At 62.6% G+C, this 18,255-nt stretch carries 23 protein-coding genes and 1 tRNA gene; 19 read left to right on the top strand and 5 right to left on the bottom strand.

All coding sequences use genetic code 11. The annotated features are described in order from the left end of the window. Positions 1 to 106: 106 nt before the first annotated feature. The 3 genes from CH276_RS02215 to CH276_RS02205 all read left to right on the top strand — a co-directional run bounded on the left by CH276_RS02215 (position 107) and on the right by CH276_RS02205 (position 2,722). On the top strand, positions 107 to 1,219 hold the full coding sequence (locus tag CH276_RS02215; RefSeq protein ID WP_094631046.1) for a ferredoxin reductase: 1,113 nt from the start codon (positions 107 to 109) through the stop codon (positions 1,217 to 1,219). A gap of 61 nt (positions 1,220 to 1,280) precedes the next feature. Further along, on the top strand, positions 1,281 to 2,465 hold the full coding sequence (locus CH276_RS02210) for a fatty acid desaturase family protein (RefSeq protein WP_032394619.1): 1,185 nt from the start codon (positions 1,281 to 1,283) through the stop codon (positions 2,463 to 2,465). 23 nt (positions 2,466 to 2,488) lie between these two features. Further along, positions 2,489 to 2,722, top strand: a complete 234-nt coding sequence (locus tag CH276_RS02205) for a hypothetical protein (RefSeq protein ID WP_094631116.1) — start codon at positions 2,489 to 2,491, stop codon at positions 2,720 to 2,722. 65 nt (positions 2,723 to 2,787) lie between these two features. Here the strand turns inward: CH276_RS02205 and CH276_RS02200 are convergent, their stop codons facing one another. Together CH276_RS02200 and CH276_RS02195 are read right to left on the bottom strand one after the other, a co-directional pair. Beyond that, positions 2,788 to 3,915, bottom strand: a complete 1,128-nt coding sequence (locus tag CH276_RS02200) for a methyltransferase (RefSeq protein ID WP_052049350.1) — start codon at positions 3,913 to 3,915, stop codon at positions 2,788 to 2,790. After that, positions 3,912 to 5,054 carry a N(5)-(carboxyethyl)ornithine synthase gene (locus CH276_RS02195; RefSeq protein ID WP_094631047.1) on the bottom strand — a complete coding sequence of 381 codons (1,143 nt, stop codon included), beginning with the start codon at positions 5,052 to 5,054 and terminating at the stop codon, positions 3,912 to 3,914. The genes CH276_RS02200 and CH276_RS02195 overlap by 4 nt, the downstream gene beginning before the upstream one ends. A 239-nt stretch (positions 5,055 to 5,293) precedes the next feature. On the opposite strand from CH276_RS02195, the gene CH276_RS02190 reads away from it, so the two are divergent. From CH276_RS02190 to CH276_RS02125, 14 genes are all read left to right on the top strand, one after another. Then, positions 5,294 to 6,409, top strand: a complete 1,116-nt coding sequence (locus tag CH276_RS02190) for a tyrosine-type recombinase/integrase (protein ID WP_141214640.1) — start codon at positions 5,294 to 5,296, stop codon at positions 6,407 to 6,409. A 338-nt stretch (positions 6,410 to 6,747) separates the two neighbouring features. Beyond that, a complete protein-coding gene (locus tag CH276_RS02185) occupies positions 6,748 to 6,912 on the top strand; it encodes a helix-turn-helix domain-containing protein (RefSeq protein ID WP_080733333.1) in 165 nt (54 codons plus the stop codon). Continuing rightward, entirely contained in the window at positions 6,912 to 7,100 is a 189-nt protein-coding gene (locus CH276_RS02180; RefSeq protein WP_094631049.1) for a helix-turn-helix domain-containing protein, read from the top strand. The genes CH276_RS02185 and CH276_RS02180 overlap by 1 nt, the downstream gene beginning before the upstream one ends. After that, complete coding sequence (locus CH276_RS02175) at positions 7,097 to 7,309, top strand: hypothetical protein (RefSeq protein ID WP_094631050.1); 213 nt, start codon at positions 7,097 to 7,099, stop codon at positions 7,307 to 7,309. The genes CH276_RS02180 and CH276_RS02175 overlap by 4 nt, the downstream gene beginning before the upstream one ends. Next, positions 7,306 to 7,593, top strand: a complete 288-nt coding sequence (locus CH276_RS02170) for a hypothetical protein (protein ID WP_094631051.1) — start codon at positions 7,306 to 7,308, stop codon at positions 7,591 to 7,593. Before CH276_RS02175 ends, CH276_RS02170 begins: the two co-directional genes overlap by 4 nt. Continuing rightward, positions 7,575 to 8,303 carry a hypothetical protein gene (locus CH276_RS28120; protein WP_141214639.1) on the top strand — a complete coding sequence of 243 codons (729 nt, stop codon included), beginning with the start codon at positions 7,575 to 7,577 and terminating at the stop codon, positions 8,301 to 8,303. Before CH276_RS02170 ends, CH276_RS28120 begins: the two co-directional genes overlap by 19 nt. 2 nt (positions 8,304 to 8,305) lie before the next feature. After that, on the top strand, positions 8,306 to 8,632 hold the full coding sequence (locus CH276_RS28115) for a hypothetical protein (protein WP_141214638.1): 327 nt from the start codon (positions 8,306 to 8,308) through the stop codon (positions 8,630 to 8,632). Positions 8,633 to 8,967: 335 nt separating this feature from the next. After that, positions 8,968 to 9,102 (top strand): hypothetical protein, encoded by a 135-nt coding sequence (locus tag CH276_RS28850; protein ID WP_254924269.1) that lies wholly within the window; start codon positions 8,968 to 8,970, stop codon positions 9,100 to 9,102. Positions 9,103 to 9,289: 187 nt separating this feature from the next. Next, the gene (locus CH276_RS02150) at positions 9,290 to 9,538 is read left to right on the top strand and encodes a hypothetical protein (RefSeq protein WP_094631055.1); all 249 of its coding nucleotides are present in this window, start codon (positions 9,290 to 9,292) and stop codon (positions 9,536 to 9,538) included. Further along, positions 9,535 to 9,759, top strand: coding sequence for a hypothetical protein (locus tag CH276_RS02145; RefSeq protein ID WP_094631056.1), 225 nt, complete (start codon positions 9,535 to 9,537; stop codon positions 9,757 to 9,759). Before CH276_RS02150 ends, CH276_RS02145 begins: the two co-directional genes overlap by 4 nt. Positions 9,760 to 9,997: 238 nt before the next feature. Then, positions 9,998 to 10,555 carry an HK97 family phage prohead protease gene (locus CH276_RS02140; protein ID WP_094631057.1) on the top strand — a complete coding sequence of 186 codons (558 nt, stop codon included), beginning with the start codon at positions 9,998 to 10,000 and terminating at the stop codon, positions 10,553 to 10,555. A gap of 15 nt (positions 10,556 to 10,570) precedes the next feature. Next, positions 10,571 to 11,839, top strand: a complete 1,269-nt coding sequence (locus CH276_RS02135) for a phage major capsid protein (RefSeq protein ID WP_094631058.1) — start codon at positions 10,571 to 10,573, stop codon at positions 11,837 to 11,839. Then, complete coding sequence (locus CH276_RS02130; RefSeq protein WP_094631059.1) at positions 11,839 to 12,027, top strand: hypothetical protein; 189 nt, start codon at positions 11,839 to 11,841, stop codon at positions 12,025 to 12,027. The genes CH276_RS02135 and CH276_RS02130 overlap by 1 nt, the downstream gene beginning before the upstream one ends. 438 nt (positions 12,028 to 12,465) lie before the next feature. Next, the gene (locus tag CH276_RS02125) at positions 12,466 to 12,978 is read left to right on the top strand and encodes an AAA family ATPase (protein ID WP_094631060.1); all 513 of its coding nucleotides are present in this window, start codon (positions 12,466 to 12,468) and stop codon (positions 12,976 to 12,978) included. Here the strand turns inward: CH276_RS02125 and CH276_RS02120 are convergent. The 3 genes from CH276_RS02120 to CH276_RS02105 form a co-directional block, all read right to left on the bottom strand. Then, a complete protein-coding gene (locus CH276_RS02120; protein WP_094631061.1) occupies positions 12,975 to 13,217 on the bottom strand; it encodes a hypothetical protein in 243 nt (80 codons plus the stop codon). The two genes, CH276_RS02125 and CH276_RS02120, sit on opposite strands and share 4 nt — an antisense overlap. A 745-nt stretch (positions 13,218 to 13,962) precedes the next feature. Further along, on the bottom strand, positions 13,963 to 14,214 hold the full coding sequence (locus CH276_RS02115) for a hypothetical protein (protein ID WP_094631062.1): 252 nt from the start codon (positions 14,212 to 14,214) through the stop codon (positions 13,963 to 13,965). Between the two features lie 553 nt (positions 14,215 to 14,767). After that, positions 14,768 to 14,840 (bottom strand) — tRNA-Arg (locus CH276_RS02105). A 145-nt stretch (positions 14,841 to 14,985) separates the two neighbouring features. Here CH276_RS02105 and CH276_RS02100 point away from each other — a divergent pair. Together CH276_RS02100 and CH276_RS02095 are read left to right on the top strand one after the other, a co-directional pair. Next, positions 14,986 to 16,143, top strand: a complete 1,158-nt coding sequence (locus CH276_RS02100) for an XdhC family protein (RefSeq protein WP_094631117.1) — start codon at positions 14,986 to 14,988, stop codon at positions 16,141 to 16,143. Positions 16,144 to 16,187: 44 nt separating this feature from the next. Then, complete coding sequence (locus CH276_RS02095; RefSeq protein WP_045194568.1) at positions 16,188 to 18,251, top strand: cytochrome c oxidase assembly protein; 2,064 nt, start codon at positions 16,188 to 16,190, stop codon at positions 18,249 to 18,251. The last annotated feature ends 4 nt before the right edge of the window (positions 18,252 to 18,255 follow it).

The following is an 18,255-nucleotide window of genomic DNA, read 5'->3' as shown; positions in this document are numbered from 1 at the left end:
GTCACATAAACGTTGACAGGTACCGGTGTCGCTCTGCCACACTCATGTTAGTGCACAATCGTTCACTGAATGGGTCGTAGGTTTCGATCCGGTTAGGGAGGATGGAATGACGCTTCAAGAACGTCCGCCGCGAACCTCGGGTTTGCGCAAGTTCTCGCTTCTTTCCCTGTTCGAGGCCATGGCCACACCCCACGCGCTCGACCGGTACCTCGAACTGGTCGATCCCATGACGACCGTTCGAGACCTGCGCGGTGAGGTCACTGCGATACACCGGTCCACCGAAGAATCGTTGACTCTCACCATCCGCCCCACGCGTCAGTGGAAGGGATTCAAGGCCGGCCAGTTCGTTCAAGTCGGCGTCGTGATCGACGGTGTTCGTCACACCCGCTGCTATTCGCCTGCCTGCTCGCAGTACCGCAAGGACGGCCGGATCGAACTGACGATCAAGGCGCATCCCGAGGGGCTGGTCTCGCAGTACCTGCACAAGAACGCGCACGTCGGTCTGGTGGTCAGCCTGTCTCAGGCGGACGGCACGTTCGAGCTTCCCGAACCACGCCCGGCGAAGACGTTGCTGATCAGCGGTGGCAGCGGCATCACGCCGGTGCTGTCGATGCTCAGGTCGCTGCTGGACGAGGGGTACAGCAGCGACCTGACCTTCCTGCACTACGCGTTCACCGAGAACGACGTGGCGTACAAGAAGGACCTGGAGAAGATCGCCGCAGAGCACGAGAACGTGAACATCGTCTTCGCGTACACCGAGCAGAAGACGGGCGGCGACCTGTACGGGTTCTTCGGCCAGGAACATCTCGACGCAGTGGCCCCGTGGTTCGCCGAGGCCGACACCTTCCTGTGCGGACCTCCTGGGCTCATGAAGGGCGTGACGTCGTTCTTCGACGACGCAGGATTGAGCGAGCGGCTGCACCTCGAGGAATTCACGCCCTCGTTCGCCACCGTCAGTGACGACGTCACCGGAACCACGACGTTCTCCGGCAGCGATGTGACCTCGGAGAACGACGGCGAGACGCTGCTCGAACAGGCCGAGGCGGCGGGCCTCTCACCGGCGAACGGATGCCGGATGGGAATTTGCTTCACCTGCACCTCGGTGAAGAAGTCCGGCTGCACCAAGAACATCAAGACCGGTGAGACCGACACCGAATCCGACAAGAAGATCCAGCTGTGCGTGTCCGTTGCCGTGGGCGACGTCGACATCGACATCTAGATCCACCCCTGAGACCGACAGTCCAGACCCATCTCGACCCGATCGAATTGGAGACCAGCAGATGCTCGGAACGATTCTCTCGATCCTGCCCACCACAGTCCTTCCCTTCCGCCGCAACGAGACGTTGCCGGACGAGCCGACCGTGCTGACCTACGAACAGGTCCAGGAACTCGGCCGCGAGCTCGACGATCTGCGCGCCCGCACCGTCGCCAAGCTCGGCGACGAGGACCGCGAATACATCTACAAGATCATCAAGGCCCAGCGCGGACTCGAGATCACCGGACGCGCACTGATGTACCTGCCCTTCCTGCCGCCTGCGTGGCTGGCCGGAGTCGGTGCCCTCGGTGTTGCGAAGATCCTGGACAACATGGAGATCGGCCACAACGTCATGCACGGCCAGTACGACTGGATGCGTGAGCCCGGCCTGAACTCCGAGGTGTTCGAGTGGGACACCGTCTGCCCGGCGGATCAGTGGAAGCATTCGCACAACTACATGCACCACACCTTCACCAACATCGTGGGCATGGACCGCGACATCGGTTACGGCGTGCTGCGGATGGACCAGGAGCAGAAGTGGAACCCGTACTACCTCGGTAACCCGGTCTACGCGTTCCTGCTGATGACGTTCTTCGAGTGGGGCGTGATGCTGCACGACCTCGAAACCGAGAACATCGTGGCGGGCAAGCGCAAGTGGCACGACGTGAAGCCGCTGCTGCAGGGCATGTGGCGCAAGGCGGGCAAGCAGGCGCTCAAGGACTACGTGATCTTCCCGGCGCTGACCGGGCCGTTCTTCGTCTCGACCGTGGTCGGTAACGTGGCCGCGAACCTCATCCGCAACGTGTGGACCTACTCGATCATCTTCTGTGGACACTTCCCGACCGGAGTTCAGACGTTCAGCCAGGAAGAGACCGCAGAGGAGACCCGCGGCGAGTGGTACGTGCGCCAGATGCTGGGTTCGGCCAACATCGAGGGCACCCCGCTGTTCCACATCATGTCGGGCAACCTCTCGCACCAGATCGAGCACCATCTGTTCCCCGACCTGCCTGCGCATCGGTACCCGCAGATCGCGCCCGAGGTCAAGGCCCTGTGCGAGAAGTACGATCTGCCGTACAACACCGGCGGCTTCTTCCACCAGATCGGCACCGTGTGGGGCAAGATCTTCAAGCTCGCGCTGCCCAATTCGCTCACGGGATCGGCGGCTCCGGCCGGTGTTATCGTCGAGCGTAAGAAGACCAGCGCAGCGTGACGACTTCGAAGGGGGCGGTCCTGTTGGTAGGAAAGTTCGAGCGCAACAAGGACACCGTGCAGGAATTCACCGAATCTGCCGCGACTCACGTCGGCCGGATCGTGGTGATCATCGCCGGAGCCGTCCGCGACGTCACTCGTGAAATCGGTGACCTGATCACCGACGGAATCGAGATGCGCGAGGCCGCGAAGAAGGCGGAGCGTGACGCCCCGCTGGGCACCGTGATCAACGGTGAGTTCGAGGCCCGCGAACGGTAGAGCGGTACAAGATCGACGCAGCGCCGCCCGAGCATCACTCGGGCGGCGCTGTCGTGTGTCCACGCTCAGCGTGCGCGCAGCCGCCACAACGACGTGGTCTCGCGCGAGCGCGCCTCGTGCAGCACATCGGAGCTGTCGGTGACGCGTGAGTGCGTCGGGGTGGTGTCGGTGCGGCCGACGACGGCCAGACCCGCAGCGTCGATGGCGGTGAGAAGGTCTGCGCGAGTGACCAGTTCGAGCAGTTCGGCGAGGTCGGAAACCACCAGCCATGCTTCACCGTCAGGCGTCAGGTGCCCGCGGAGCCGGCTCAGGAAGGATTTGAGCATTCGAGACCCGGGGTCGTACACCGCATGTTCGATGCCCGATGTCGGTTTCGTGGGGATCCAGGGCGGATTGCACACGATCAGTCCCGCGCGGCCGGACGGGAAGATGTCGGCCTGCACCACCTCGACTCGATCGGCGTACCCGAGAGCATCGATGTTGGCTCGTGCGCACGCGACCGACCGCGGATCCTTGTCGGTCGCGACCACCGAGGTCACCCCGCGCCGGGCGAGTACCGCAGCCAGCACGCCCGAGCCGGTGCCGATGTCGAACGCTCGGTCCGTGTCCGGCAGCGGGGCGTCGGCGACGAGCCGAACGTACTCGCCGCGGACAGGGGAGAAGACTCCGTAGTGCGGATGGATCGAGGCGTCGAGCGCCGGAACGAAGACGCCCTTGCGTCGCCACTCGTGTGCGCCGACCATCCCGAGCAGTTCGCGCAACGACAGCACGCACGGCGCGGCGTCCGGGCCGAGAGCGTCCGTCACGGCCGCCCGCACGTCCGGTGCCCGGCCGAGATCGAGACGGACATCCGAATCGAGTTCCACCAGAAGCATTCCCAGCACTCGCGCACGTCGCGCTTGATACTGGCGGTGCAGATGGAACCGCTCCGCACCCGACGCGGCCGGCAGGTGTTTCGCTGCCGGTACCCGCCGGGCCATCGCCGTCAACAGCTGTCGTGCGTTGTTGTAATCGCCGCGCCACAACAACGCCTCACCGATCGTGGCCATCTTGTACGCCACGTCGGCGGTGGTCGAATCGTTCACGATCCGCACCACGCGCGGTGGGGGAGCGCCGTTCTCGGACTGCCAGCGAGACGTCCGCTCGCTACCGTCCTCGGTCCAGCCGATGATCGACGCTGCGTCCTCGTTCATGCGGCGGTGTGCGGGTACTCCGCACTGCGGTGTTGGAACGCAAGGATATTGGGGTTGACGATGACGCCGCTCCTGATCTCGATCGATCGCTCGATGGTGGCATCACGGCTCCAGGCCGAGGGGCCGTCGAGGACGGTTCGCAGGTACGGCAGCAACGATTCGCTGATCTCCCAGGTGGCCGAGTTCCACAGATAGGACGGGCTGTGGTCGACGGCGTAGTACTTGACGTTGTCGCCGACGGTGAACATGGGATCGGTGAACGAGGTGGGTCTGGCCCATTCGAAGCCCATTCCCTCGTCGCAGGAGACGTCGACCACGAGAGTTCCCGGTGCGAGAGTGGGTAGATCGTCGTTCGTCAGGAACGTCAACGGTGCATTGGTGTCCTGCAGAACACAATTGACGATCACGTCGTGGTCGGCGAGGAACCGGGACAGCGGCACCCGTCCCTCGGGCGTGAGAGCTCGGCTTCGTCGGGGATCGGCGTCGTCGAGATCGAAGTTCACGATGTTGGCCGAATGAATGGGCGAACCGACGGCCGTGACACCGCGTTGTGTCAGGACGTCGACGTCGTGGATGCCGTGCGCGTTCAGAGCGGTGACGGCACCGCGGGCCGTGGCCCCGAAACCGATGACCGCGGCACGCAACCGTCGGCCGTAATCGCCCGTGGAACCGATCAGCTGCAGTGCGTGCAGCACCGAGCAGTAGCCGGCCAATTCGTTGTTCTTGTGGAACACATGGAGATTGAACCAGCCGTCCTGCGTCCAGTGGTTCATGGCCTCGAACGCGATCAGTGTCAGTTTGCGTTCGACGGCGATCTGGGTGAGGGCTCGATCCTGGACGCAGTGCGGCCAACCCCACAGGGTCTGCCCGGGGCGAAGCGCGGCGAGATCCTCGGCCTGCGGCTTCGGCAGCAGGATCACATCGCAGCGAGCGATGAGTTCGTCGCGCGTGTGAATGCCCGCTACCTGGGTGGCCAGATGTTCGTCGGAGATTCCGAACGGTTCGCCGTAGCCCGATTCGAGAAACATGCGGGCTCGGATGTCGGCATCGATGCGATCGAGATGAAGTGGATGAATCGGCAGTCGCCGCTCATTCGGCTTGCGTGAACGTGAGAGGACTCCGAGAGTGAGCTGATGCACGTGTGACCCTTCGTTACCGTCGAGTCAACCACAGTGGGCCGAGGCGTCACGTGTTCGTGCTGGTCAGAGTGTGCCCCCGGCAGGATTCGAATAAGCCGTGCTCTCTTTATGTTGTGGCTGGTCAGATGACCGATTGTGCTGCTGACCTGGTGTCGGTATGGTCCAGTCCAGTAGAACGGGTCGGATCGAGTACGTAAGAATCTGAGTCGTTGTTCAACGCAGATGCAACGGAGATCGACGTGAGCAGACCTGACAAGCCGCGAGCGCGCCGAGGGTGGGGGAGAGTGGCCAAGCTGCCGAGCGGGCGCTACCGAGCGAGCTACCTGCACCAGATGGCCCTGTTCACCCCGAGCCCTGCCGGTACGACGTTCGCCTCGAAGATCGACGCCGAGGGCTGGCTGGCCGACGAGCGCCGCAAGATCGACCGAGGGACGTGGACGCCGCCCGGTACCGAGGATCAACGCTCGATCACCCTGGCCGAGTATGCCGAGCGCCGGATCTCTCAGCGCACCCTCACTCCGCGCACCCGCAAGGGCTATGAGGAGACGCTGGCGAATCACATCGTGCCGGTGCTCGGTAGTGTGGCGCTCTCACAGTTGTCGGTGACGATGGTTCGCGCGTGGTACTCGAATCTGTTGCTGGACAAGCCGACTGCGCGCGCTCATGCGTACGGTTTGCTGCACTCGATCTGCCGAGATGCATTGCGGGAGAACCTGATCACCGCGAACCCGTGTGTCGAGCAGCGAGCTATGGTGGCCAAGCGGACCCGTAAGATTCGAGCCCTGACCGTTGCGCAACTGACCGCGGTTGCCGAGAACACACCGGACGAGCTGCGAGCTGCAGTGCTGATCGGTGGTTGGTGCGGACTGCGCCCTGGCGAACTCAAAGGCCTGCGCCGCCGAGATATCGCCGAGGACGCCTCTGTCGTGTCGATCAAACGAGCTGTCACGTACCGGTCCGGTGTCTACTATCTCGGACCGCCGAAGACCGAGGCCGGTATCCGTGATGTGCAAGTGCCCAAACGCATCCGACCGGTGATCCTGGCGCACCTGCAGCAGTACACCGCGACGGGCGCTGACTCGCTCGTGTTCGTCGGCGCAGGTGGCCCCGAGGGATATCTGACCGATTGGACGTTGCGGCGCGCGGTAGGGGCAGCAGGAGACGCTGCTGGTATCGAGGATCTGCGACCGCACGAACTGCGCCACACTGCAGCAACGCTGGCCGCTCAGACCGGCGCGACGACCAAACAGCTCATGAGCCGGATCGGTCACGCCACGGTCGACGCTGCGCTGATCTATCAGCACGCCGCCGCCGAGTTGGACGCCGAGATCGCTCGCAAGCTCGACGAGATGTGAGTCAGAAGACTCAGCGACCGAACGGCAGCGCCGGCACCGACGCGCACCGATGCCGAGATCGTGGCTCAGCGTGGATCTGAGGGCCATTCGTAGCCGCCTGAGCTGCGTCGATGCCCGGTAAAAAAGCCGTTGAGCAAAGCGTCGATCGAATAGGTATTGTTCTCCGTAGAGCCGAACGAACCCGAGCCAACCGGGTAATCGGTGAGTAGGACGAGCGGCGCATTCGAGGGCCGAACCAGGACTGCCAGCGGCACTCACTGGCGCATCGCGAGCATGGATGGGTTGGCGTCCACTTGTTCGGAGCCGCGCTGACACTCGAAACCCAGTGAGGCACAACCATGTCCGAATACCTATCCCTGCAGGATGCTGCCGCAATCGTCGGTGTCCACGTCGACACACTCCGCAAGGCAATCGCCAGTCGCAAGCTCAAGGCCCTGCGCGCCGGTCGCCAGATCCGCATTCGCAGAACAGATCTCGATGCCTGGCTCGAGCCGGTGAACTGATGAGCGCCTATCTCACTGTCGACCAAGTGGCCGACGATCTGCAGCTCTCACCCAACACCATTCGCAACTGGGTCCGCAGCGGCAAGCTACCGGCATACAAGCTCGGTACGGGAGTCACTGCGCCGCTGCGCATTCGGCAGTCCGACGTGGATACATTGCTCGACGCGGGGAAGGTGACCCCGCGGTGAAGTCGATCGGACAGTGTCAGGGCAGGCGCTATTCCAACGAATTCATCTACGCCGCAGCCGAGCCGGTCGAGCTGGCAGCAATCGAGCAGTATTCCGAAAACGGTAAACCATTGTGCGTCCACCTCGATTGCGAGAAAGAAGCGCGCACCCGCAATAGGTGCCAGAACCACTACCAGCAATTGCGCCGCCGCGAAGGAAAAGGAAAATGAACCGCGACGAATTCATGATTGCCATTGACTCGATCCACACAGTTCCAATTAGCAGGCAAATGGTTTATCTACTGCTCGACGGACCATTGCACGCGGTTGATATATATCGCTCTGTTCTAGGAAGTGCGAACGACATAAAGAATGTCCGCGAAAAGCTGGTAAATCGAGGGGTGCTGATCGAGGATGCCTACGTCACCGAGAAGGGAATGGCGCGCAAAAGATACACACTGGCCGAAGGACTCGATATCAGGTGGGGTGATGACGAATGGACGATATCCACGTGACCGCCCACACCGACCGAGACCCGTACACCAAAGCGTTTCGGCGCGTGATTCGCACGATTCAGGAGTCCTGCACGGTGGCCGATCTCGGCTACTACTTCTCTCTGATCGAGTATGCACGTGAGAAGAATAGTTCAGGTTTTCTCACCAAAAAAGAAGTGAGGATCGTCGCCGTTCAGGTCGGATATTCGTCGTTTCGGGCGTCCCTGGTGCGCCTGAGTGGTGCTGGTGTCATCGCCCGACAAGACGATGATTACCAGATCGACTGGACGGGTCAAACCACAGCCGAGAAGCGTATCGAGCGTAGGGATCAGAACCGGCTCAACCAGCAGAAAGCTCGGGAACGAGGGGCCGAGCGCCAGGGCCTGCACAACGCCGGAGATCACTCGAAGTGCCAGCTTCCCTACTGCCCGTTGGCTACTCGGTGGGCCCGAGGAAAGAAGCCCAAGGGCACGGATAGTAATCCGCTGACGTCATCCGATGACGCTTTAGGAAGTAAAGAAGGTAAGAAGTTCCCTTACAGGGAACCTTCATCCTTCGGATATGGAGAGGACGGACCGGCGCAAGCGCCTCCCGGACAAAGATCGGATGCTGGCGCACCGACTTTGCCGGGCCCGTCCTCCGACACCGACCCGAGCGCACCAACGAAAAGCGCACCCAAACGAAAGCGCAAGCGCGCACCGGTAGACCTCGGAAACGGAGAAGTGATCTAGCAATGAGTGAACCGATTTCGTTGAGCATTGATCCGACAACTCCAGAAACAATTTCGCTCGGTTGGGATTGCCATTGCGATTCACCGGAATGGACCGAAGAAGAATGGACTTATAATCTTGCGATCATCGCAATGGCGCAATTCACGTTACTGAAAGCACTTCAGGAAAATTCGATCCGTGTGGCCAATTTCGATTTGATGTGGAACGACGGGAGCGCAATTGCATTCGTAGACCTCGCGAACCTCGAAGATGCCGAGAGAGCGCTCGATCTGGCACGACAGACGCTACGACAGACCGCAGACGACTACGACAAGATCACCGGGTCATGATTTCGACCGGCTGAGCGCCACACTGACGGACCATACCCGCCGGGCCTACCCCGGAGGTGCCCCAGACACGAAAAAGCCCGTAGCGTTCGATTCAGGCGTAAGAACCGAAGCTACGGGCTGGGGTATTTCGACTTACCGATTTCGCCACACTCGGGCATAAATGCGATTGCCTCGAGTGTCGAATTCCGGTGTATCGACGATCTCGAAACGAATTCGGTCGTCGGTGGAGATTGTCGTGGGGTTCATATTTTCCTCCTGGTATGCCTGCGCGGGGACACGAGGCCAAGTCTACCGGGCAGGCGTTATCAAATTCAATCAAACGAAAGCGAATTACGATGAAAGACAACGACATTGAGAAGCCCTACCCAATTCAGCGCATCGACGGAGATCTCTACCTGATCGCGCCCTCTGGCCGACGCGTCTATCTGCGCCCGGTGCCCGAGCAGACCGAGGAAGAGACCAAGTCATGACCACCGAAGCGCAACTACTGGCGCACGTTCGCGCCCACGTCCACGGATGCAGCGCTCAATCGCTCGTGTCGGCAGGGTTTCCGATCCGGCTGATAGTCGAGCTGATCGAGTCTGGCCGACTCGCAGAGGCAAGCTCGGGGCGAATTCGATACGTGTGGACTGACACCGACAATCTGGAAACCCGGTAGTGGCATGGAATGCGAAGTACAACGGCCAGCGCCCCTGCTCGATCTGCGGGCTCGACGTGATCGCCGGGCAGAGGGTCGAGTGGGTCTGGGTCGATGGCAAGCGCTCGGTGGTTCACGTTCACGAGCAGGGCGCATCCAAGCAAGCTCGCAAATGGAACTCGGGCCACTGGGAGCCGGCCAAGGTTGCCGGCCGCATGAAACGCGCTCAGAAGCGCCAGACACCACCGACCCAGACAGGAACGCCATGACCGCCAGCCGCAAGCTCTACGGCCATCTCAGGGCCGCGCTCGATGCCCTGCCGCCCGAGCAACGCGAGCGGATCCGGCTCGATCCCGGCACCAGCGCGCACCAGGACGGAGATCGGATCGACTTCCGAGCGGCAGGGATCACGTACGCGAGCGTCGACCGCCAGTTCTTCGGTTCCGAGGTCGAGTGGATCGAGTTCGTGGCCGCGCACACCGAGAGGTAGTTCGACCCGAGGGGTACCTGCCGAGCAGCACTATCGGTAGGTACCCCGAGGGGGTATCCTCGCACCCAGCAGGTCGCCCCGACCGCTCGCACAGAGCCCAGGGAATCGCCAGCGCCGCAGCAACGCTCACCAGCGAAAAAGCACCAGCCGCAACGGATTGCACTGGTCGCAGCGCACTACAGGGCCGTTCTCGAAGGATTACGTGTGTCTACGCCGCGCCACCTCGAACGGATATCCCATGCCTTCCAGCCTGATTCATCGCACCACCCCTCTGCAGCTCGAACTCAGGTCCGACGCTGTCGATGAGCGCATCATCGCCGGTATCGCCGCCCCGTTCGACTCGCCAGCCGAGATCAACAGTTGGGAAGGCGCTTTCACCGAAGTAATTCGCAAGGGTGCTTTCGCGAAAACGATTCGTGAGCGCGGTGATCGGGTCAAGTTGCTCGGACTCCACGATCGCTCTCGTTTCCCACTAGGCCGCGCCGTGCTGCTCGAAGAGCGCACCGAGGGGCTCTATGCCGAGTTCAGGGTGTCGAACACTCAGGCAGGCACCGAGGCGCTGGAACTGGTACGGGATGGCAGCCTCGATCACCTCTCGATCGGTTTCCGAGCAATCACCGAGGTATGGGATCGCAAGAGCACTCAGCGCACGCTCACCGAGGTAGCCCTGATGGAGGTCTCACTGGTCCTCGAAGGTGCCTACGGAGACGCCGCAGCCGTCACAGGATCTCGCAGTGCGACACACACACTTTCACCCGAAGCGGCACAGCGCCGTTTACGGCTATTGGATCTCTAGAACCGAAGGAACACAATGAATATCAAGGAAATGAACCGCGAGGCGGTCACCAAGTTTCTGGCCGACGCTCGCGCCGAACTCACTACACTCGCTACCCGCGGTGACGAACTCGCCGGCGACGATGCCGAGCGCTTCGACACGCTCGAGGCCCAGTACAAAGAGGCAAAGGCCCGGCTCGAGTCGATCGACCAGCGCTCCGAGCTGATCAAGTCGCTCGGGTCCGATCCCAGCTTCACCGACGACGCTCCGGTCCAGACCCGAGATGCCAAGCCGACGAGCACTCTCCGCGGCAAGCTCACACTGAGCAAGGACGAAAGCCTCCGGTCGTGGGAAGCTCAGAACGGCCATATCGACGGCAGCGCAACAGGTCTGAGTCTCGATCGACTGTTGCGGGGCATGGCATCTGGGGACTGGACTGGGGCCGACAACGAGCGCGCCCTTATCACCACCAACTCGACGGCCATCGTGCCAACCCCGTTGGGTAGCGACCTGATCGACCTCGCACGGCCCAAGTCGGTTGTCCTGCAGGCCGGCGCGACCATTGTCCCGATGACCAGCAAGACCCTTCGAGTCCCGAACCTGACCGGTGAAGGCGCTCCCGCGTTCTATGCCGAGGGCGCTCAGCGAACGGCTCAGGATCTCTCGTTCGATTCGGTGACACTCGATGCCAAGACGTTCGACCGGCTCATTCTGATCTCGAAGGAGCTTTTCGAGGACTCCGACCCGAATATCGGTGACGTGATCTCGAATGCGTTCGCGGCTCAGTACGCGCTCGGTATCGACCAGTTCGCACTGTTCGGAGACGGCGCTGGCGCAAACCCGCTCGGACTGGCGAACGTGCCTGCAGTGCCCAGGGTCTCGCACGGTGCGAACGGTACCGCGGTGACCAACTACGATTGGTTCATTCAGGCCTACGGAAACGTGCTGGGACGGAACTTCCTGCCGACTGCCCAGATCGGTTCTCCGCGAACGGCAACGAGCCTGGCGCTACTGAAGAACACTCAGGGCGACTACCTCGCACCTCCCGCCAACCTGCCTCCCGGTCTGGTCAGTTCGGTTGTCCCCAACAACGTGCTGCAGGGTACTTCGACCGATACGAGTTACCTGATCACGGGCCAGTTCGACCAGCTCTACATCGGACTGCGCAGCTCGTTCTCGATCAAGGTGCTGGCTGAAAGGTTCAGTGACACAGGCCAGATCGGTTTCCTGGCATCGAGTCGCTGGGACGTTGCCGTAGCTCAGCCGAACGCCTTCCAGGTCGATACCGGGTTGCGCAGCGCGTAATGGTCTCGTTTCTCGGTAGCGGGGGCGGCGGGGTCAACTGGGTCGCTGCAGAGTGGTCGTCCGAACGGCGCTTGATGGCGATCGACGATCTCGACGAGGAACCGACCCGAGAGGGTATCCCGTTGTCGCAGTGGCGATCGCTCCCGAATTCACCGACCGCCGAGCCTGACAAGCTCAAGCAGCAGTAGAACTACCTGTGCAGGATCGAGAGAATGGCGCACTCCGCGCGGTCGTGGAGCCGTCTGAGTCCGTGCGAGTGGCGGGCATCATGTCTCTCGATCCTGCACAGGCCCAATAGGTTTCCGATCTCGGCATTGCACCGGGGTCGGGTCGAGTGTCCGCGTGGCGCTCGATGGCTCGAACAGTCCGATGTGCGCACAGGGGCTTGTGACTTCATTCACCCGACCGCGCAAGCGAAACGTCTGTGGTGGGCGTGAATTCGCCTGTCGAGCTACATACTTCCCAATCGGGTTTCAAACCGTCGCGGGTCTCGCCCGAGTGGGAACGACCGAACACCCCTGCGTAGAGCGCACGGCCTCCCACCCGGTCGTGCAGCTCCGCAGGGGTGTTCGTGTATCACCAGGGCCTCGAAAGCCTGTCAGAAACGATCTGAGAGCCGAGAAACCATGATCCACGTCGTCACAGGACCGCCAGCGTCGGGGAAAACCACCTGGGTTGCCGAGCACGCGCGTCCCGGTATTGATCTGGTGATCGACTTCGACGCCATGGCCGGATCGTTCAACGCAGGGGCAGGATCACGCGAGTATGACCAGACGTTCGCTCGCATGGTGCAGGCCTCGCGCCGCGCTGCAGTCGACTATGTGCTCAAGTCGAAGTACTGGACCGGGCCGACGGTCGATGCGTTCATCATCCATACGAATCCCAATGCCGAACAGCGCAAGCGGTATTCAGATGTCCATGCCGAGTTTCATATCATCGATCCCGGTGAAGAGATCGTGCTCGCGCGCATCGAACAGCAACGTCCTGCTCACCTGAGAGAGGTTGCCCTCGACTGGTATCACCCCGAGCGGGTCGAACAACGGCGGGCGATCAAACAAGCGGCACAGCCACAGTACGTCTACACCTCGGAGGGTGTTCGGTTGCCGGTCAGGCCGCGGTCGACCCGGCGCTGGTGCTAGGCAGGTAGTGCCCACCGAGCGAGCCGGTAGCTGGCACCGACCACTGCGTCCGATGCTGCACCAGTGCCACGCCACACTGCACCAGCGTTGCTGTAGCCGTTCATGATCCACGTGAAGTTCATGTGCACTCTGATGTAGCTGCTGCTGAACACACCAACATGCACGTTGAACACCACACTCACCACCTGCAGTGAGACCCACAGTGCCAGTGCCAGAGTCGCTGCCGTAGTGACAGCCATGCACAGACCAACCACTGCAACGAATCCTGTTGTGATCCTTGAACTTGTCTTCACAACCTTTTCACTTGTGTTTGACAACAACACTTTACGAACTTTGCTCAGTGTCGTTGGTTCGACGGTGTCGGTCGGGTCGGTGGTGGTGTCGGTACCGAGTGTCGGTCCCCCGACTGGCTCAGATGCGTACATGGATGCCTCGATCTCTGGTCGGTGACGAGGACTGCCTAGGTCCTCCGAGATCCACTGTGACACAGCATCTTCCGCATTGCCAGTGCGAGAGCAGTTTGCACAGTCACCGCCGACTGAGGTTTACCTCGTAAGCGCTGGTCAGAGGCGTGCCGCCAGGGTAGGGGGGGCTTACTTCGCCTGGTCAGGAGCCTAGGCTGACCCCGCCGCCAGGCAGCCGGATATCCCTCTCTGAGCAAAAAATGCCCTCTGACCAGGGCCTAAGCAGCGCTGACCAGGTACGATTTGAAAAAATCGAAAAAGTTCGTATTTGGACCCCGAATTCGAGGTCAAAACTGCCTCGAATTCTACTCCGATTTCGCCAAACCGTATAGCCGTATTGTTGATTTTTTGTTGCCGTTCAGCGCGTCGGCGAGCGCGTGGATACACTTCACCTCGCGGGAGAATCGGAAGCTCACCCCGCAGTCTCGATCTCTATTGACGCGAGCCGCCTTACTCGCACACCAAAGCCCCAGACCCGCGTGCATCCGTGGATCTGGGGCTTTCGTGCGTCGTGGATAGGTCAGTCCTGCCTGAGTTCCTCGATTTGTTGCTGCAGCGTTCGGTCGGCCTGCACCAGTCTCGATTGCATCGCGGCCAGAGCGCCCGTAGGTAGCGACGACATGAGTTCGGCGATCCGTTCACGCGACTGCTCAGCGCTCGCTATGAATCCCGCACGGTCACCCGCTGCGCTCAGGCGGGAACGCTCAGCAGTCGACGCCTCCAACTCGCCGAGCAGTTCGCCGATCCGTTGTTCGTTGTCGTCCTCTGGCATCTTCAGACCTCCGGTAGCTCGATGCCGAGCGCCTTACGCGCCCTCGATCTGTGCAATTCGCTTTTCGAGTTCGATTGTTCGTTCTTCCAGGGCAGCGCAAACGTTGATCACGACGCCAGCACGATTCAGCGCGGCAATTGCATAGACGCCACGGTCGACACCAGTGCTCGGGAGGGCCTCGAGTGCGTTCTTGACGGCGTTCGTAATCGGTAGCAGTGGAAGTTTGGCCTCGAGTGCCCCGACATCGATGGTGGGTGAGTCATGAGGCGGAACGCGAACGAGGGTCTCGAGAGCCGCAATCGCTGACACTATCGCCGTGTCGCGGTCGTTTGCGCCCAGCGCGCTCAACTGTTGGTGCAGTGCATTGGCTGTTTGAAGGTACTCAGCGTTCGGGTTAGTCAAGAGCTTCGCCTCTCGTGGTACCGACCGAGTGGTCGGAATAGGCCAAGTCTAGTCGAACACACTGTCGAGTATGGGAAGGCCCTCGTGAGTCAACTATTCGATGCGTGTTCAACGGACCAGGAGTATATCGACATATCCGCTGGTCAGAGTGTGCCCCCGGCAGGATTCGAACCTGCGACCAAGGGATTAGAAGGCCCTTGCTCTATCCCCTGAGCTACGGAGGCTGGCGCGTGCGGGGTGGACCCGCTCGAGCACGGTTGACGAGTGTACCTTTCCGCCCGTGCCGTCGAAGCAGGCACGGGGCGAGCTGGCATCCTGAGGGAAGCCGGTGTTCTCGGAATCCTTCCGACCTGTGCCGAAGGAGGTTCGATGCACGACATCTTGGACGACGTGCTGCACAGCTGGCAGTCCGGCGGCGTGGCAGCGGTCGCGACGGTGGTTCGCACCTTCGACTCGGCTCCGCGTCCGGTCGGTGCGTCGATGGTCGTCGGTTCGGACGGTGCCGTTGCCGGATCGGTCTCGGGCGGTTGTGTCGAGGGTGCAGTGTACGAGCTCGCACAGGACGTGATGGATTCCGGCGCGCCCGTTCTCACGCGATACGGGATATCCGACGACGACGCTTTTGCCGTCGGACTCACCTGTGGCGGAACTCTCGACGTCTTCGTGCAGCGGATCTCACGGCACACGTTTCCCGAATTCGAGGCTCTCGTTGCGGACGTTCGCGGCAACGTGCCCGTGGCAGTGGCCACCGTCGTCGCACACTCCGATCCGGAACGGCTCGGCCGAAGGATCGTCGTCGGAGAATCGGGCACCCGTGGCTCGCTGGGCAGCGCGCGGGCCGACGCCGCCGTGGCCGACGATGCGAAAGGGCTTCTCGCCGCGGGTCGTTCGGCTGTTCTGACCTACGGCCCCGACGGTCAGCGACGAGGGGAGGGGATGGAGGTGTTCGTCTCGAGCCACGCTCCGCCGCCGCGGATGCTGGTGTTCGGAGCCATCGACTTCGCCGCCGCGGTGGCGCAGCAGGGCGCATTTCTCGGCTACCGCGTCACCGTCTGCGACGCACGGGCAGTCTTCGCGACCCCGCAGCGGTTCCCCGCCGCCGAGCAGGTCGTGGTCGCGTGGCCGCACGACTATCTGTCCGAGCAGTTCGCGGCGGGAGAGGTGGACGAACGCACTGTCGTCTGTGTGTTGACGCACGACCCCAAGTTCGACGTGCCGCTGCTCGAAGTGGCGTTGCGCATCCCCTCTCTGGCGTTCGTCGGCGCGATGGGATCACGCCGTACCCACGACGACCGCACGGCTCGGTTGCGTGCGGCGGGTCTGACAGAGACCGAACTCACTCGTCTGGCCAGTCCGATCGGGCTCGACCTCGGGGCGCGGACGCCGCAGGAGACAGCGGTATCGATCGCCGCGGAGATCATCGCCCACCGTTGGGGCGGTACCGGTGAACCGCTGCGCGCCCGACGCGGACGCATCCACCACGACGCGACCGAGGCCGTGAGCACTGACAAGTACGACGCTGTGTAGGACTCGCGTTTCGGCTACCGCCGATCACCTCTTACTCTGGTGGTATGGCAACACCGGATCTCGAGAAGACCGAACCCTCGACCGCCGAACTGCAGGCGGACGATGTCCGGGCGGATGTGGATCCGCGTTCGGCCACGACCACGGTGTTCGTCACCGCGGGCGTCATCGCCGGTGTGGTTGCCGCACTCATCGTGATGCTCTCCGCGTCCGACGCCCTGGTGTTGCTCGGAATACCGGACCCGGGCCCGGCCACGACCTACGGTCTACCTGCCCTACGGGCGATAGGCGAGATCGCCGCCGTCATCGCCATCGGATCGTTCCTGCTGGCCGCGTTCCTCGTACCGCCGCAGAAGAACGGCGTGCTCGACGTCGACGGGTACCGCGCCGTGCGGACCGGTTCGGTCGCCTCGATCGTCTGGGCCGTCTGCGCGTTGCTCCTCGTGCCGCTGACACTCTCCGACACCTCGGGGCAGCCCTTCACCGAAGCCATCAAGCCGGCGAACCTGTGGGTCGCACTCGACCAGGTGGAGATCGCCAGCGCCTGGCGTTGGACCGCCATCATGGCCGTTGTGCTCGCCATCGCGTCGCGCACGGTGTTGCGGTGGGCCTGGACTCCCGCACTGCTCGGGTTCTCCCTGGCGACGCTGCTGCCGATCGCGCTGAGCGGCCACTCCTCGGCGGGCGGATCGCACGACATCGCCACCAACAGCTTGATCCTGCACCTCGGAGCCGCGTCGCTGTGGGCGGGCGGACTGTTCGCGCTGCTGGCGCACGTTCGCAGGCACGGTGCGCATGCCGATGTCGCGGCTCGCCGATTCTCCACGATCGCCGGAGTCTGTTTCGTGGTGATGGGCATCAGTGGCGTCATCAACGCGCTGGTTCGCGTATCGATCTCCGACCTGTTCACCACCACCTACGGCCTGCTGATCGTGGGCAAGATCGTGGCCCTGATCGTGCTGGGCGGTTTCGGCTGGATGCAGCGTCGCCGCGCACTACCGGCCCTGGTCGCCGATCCCTCGGCCCGCGGGCCGCTGCTTCGTTTCGCCGGAGCCGAGGTGCTGGTCCTCGCGGCGACCATCGGACTGGCCGTCGGGCTCGGCCGCACACCGCCTCCCGCCGAGATCGACCCCGATCTCACGCCGACAGAGGCTGCACTCGGATACGACCTCAGCGGCCCGCCGACGTTCGCGCGAATGGCGCTGGACTGGCGCTTCGATCTGATCTTCGGTACCGCTGCCATTGTCATGGCCGTGGTGTACCTGATCGGCGTTCGTCGACTGCGGCTGCGCGGCGACGCGTGGCCCGTCGGCCGTACCGTGGCGTGGGTCCTGGGCTGCCTGACGCTTCTGATCAGCACGTCCTCGGGAATCGGTCGCTACTCCACGGCCGTGTTCAGCGTGCACATGACCGGTCACATGATGCTCTCGATGCTGGCACCGGTCCTGCTCGCGCTCGGTGGTGCGTTGACGCTGGCATTGCGGGTGCTGCCCGCGGCGGGCAAGGACGGCGTTCCCGGGATTCGTGAATGGCTGTTGCTCGGACTGCACAGTCGAATCTCGCAGTTCCTGACCCATCCGCTCGTCGCCTCGCTGATCTTCGTCGGCGGCTTCTACGTGCTCTATCTCGGTGGCATCTTCGGAGCGGTACTGGACAGTCACGGCGCGCACCTGCTGATGAACCTGCACTTCGTGCTCAGCGGTTACCTGTTCTACTGGACCGTCATCGGCGTCGATCCGTCCCCGCGCAAGATCGCTCCGGTCACCAAACTCGCAGTCGTGTTCGGTTCGCTGCCGTTCCATGCCTTCTTCGGCGTGGCGCTGATGAGTATGAACACCGTGATGGGTGCCTGGTTCTACCGGACGCTCGGGCTGGATTGGAACTCCGATCTGCTCGGGGATCAGAAACTCGGCGGCGGTATCGCCTGGGCCACCGGCGAGGTTCCGCTGGTGCTCGTCATGCTGGCGCTGCTGATCCAGTGGTCCCGCAGCGACGATCGGGATGCCAGGCGTGGTGACCGCGCCGCCGAGCGCGATCACGATGCCGATCTGGCCGCGCACAATGCGATGTTCGCCGAGCTCGCTCGACGCGATCGAACCGGCGAGCACTGATCGG

Origin of the sequence: Rhodococcus sp. 06-470-2 (assembly GCF_002258235.1) — a bacterium.
GTDB lineage: Bacteria > Actinomycetota > Actinomycetes > Mycobacteriales > Mycobacteriaceae > Rhodococcoides.
This window is presented reverse-complemented; position numbering and strand designations above follow the sequence as displayed.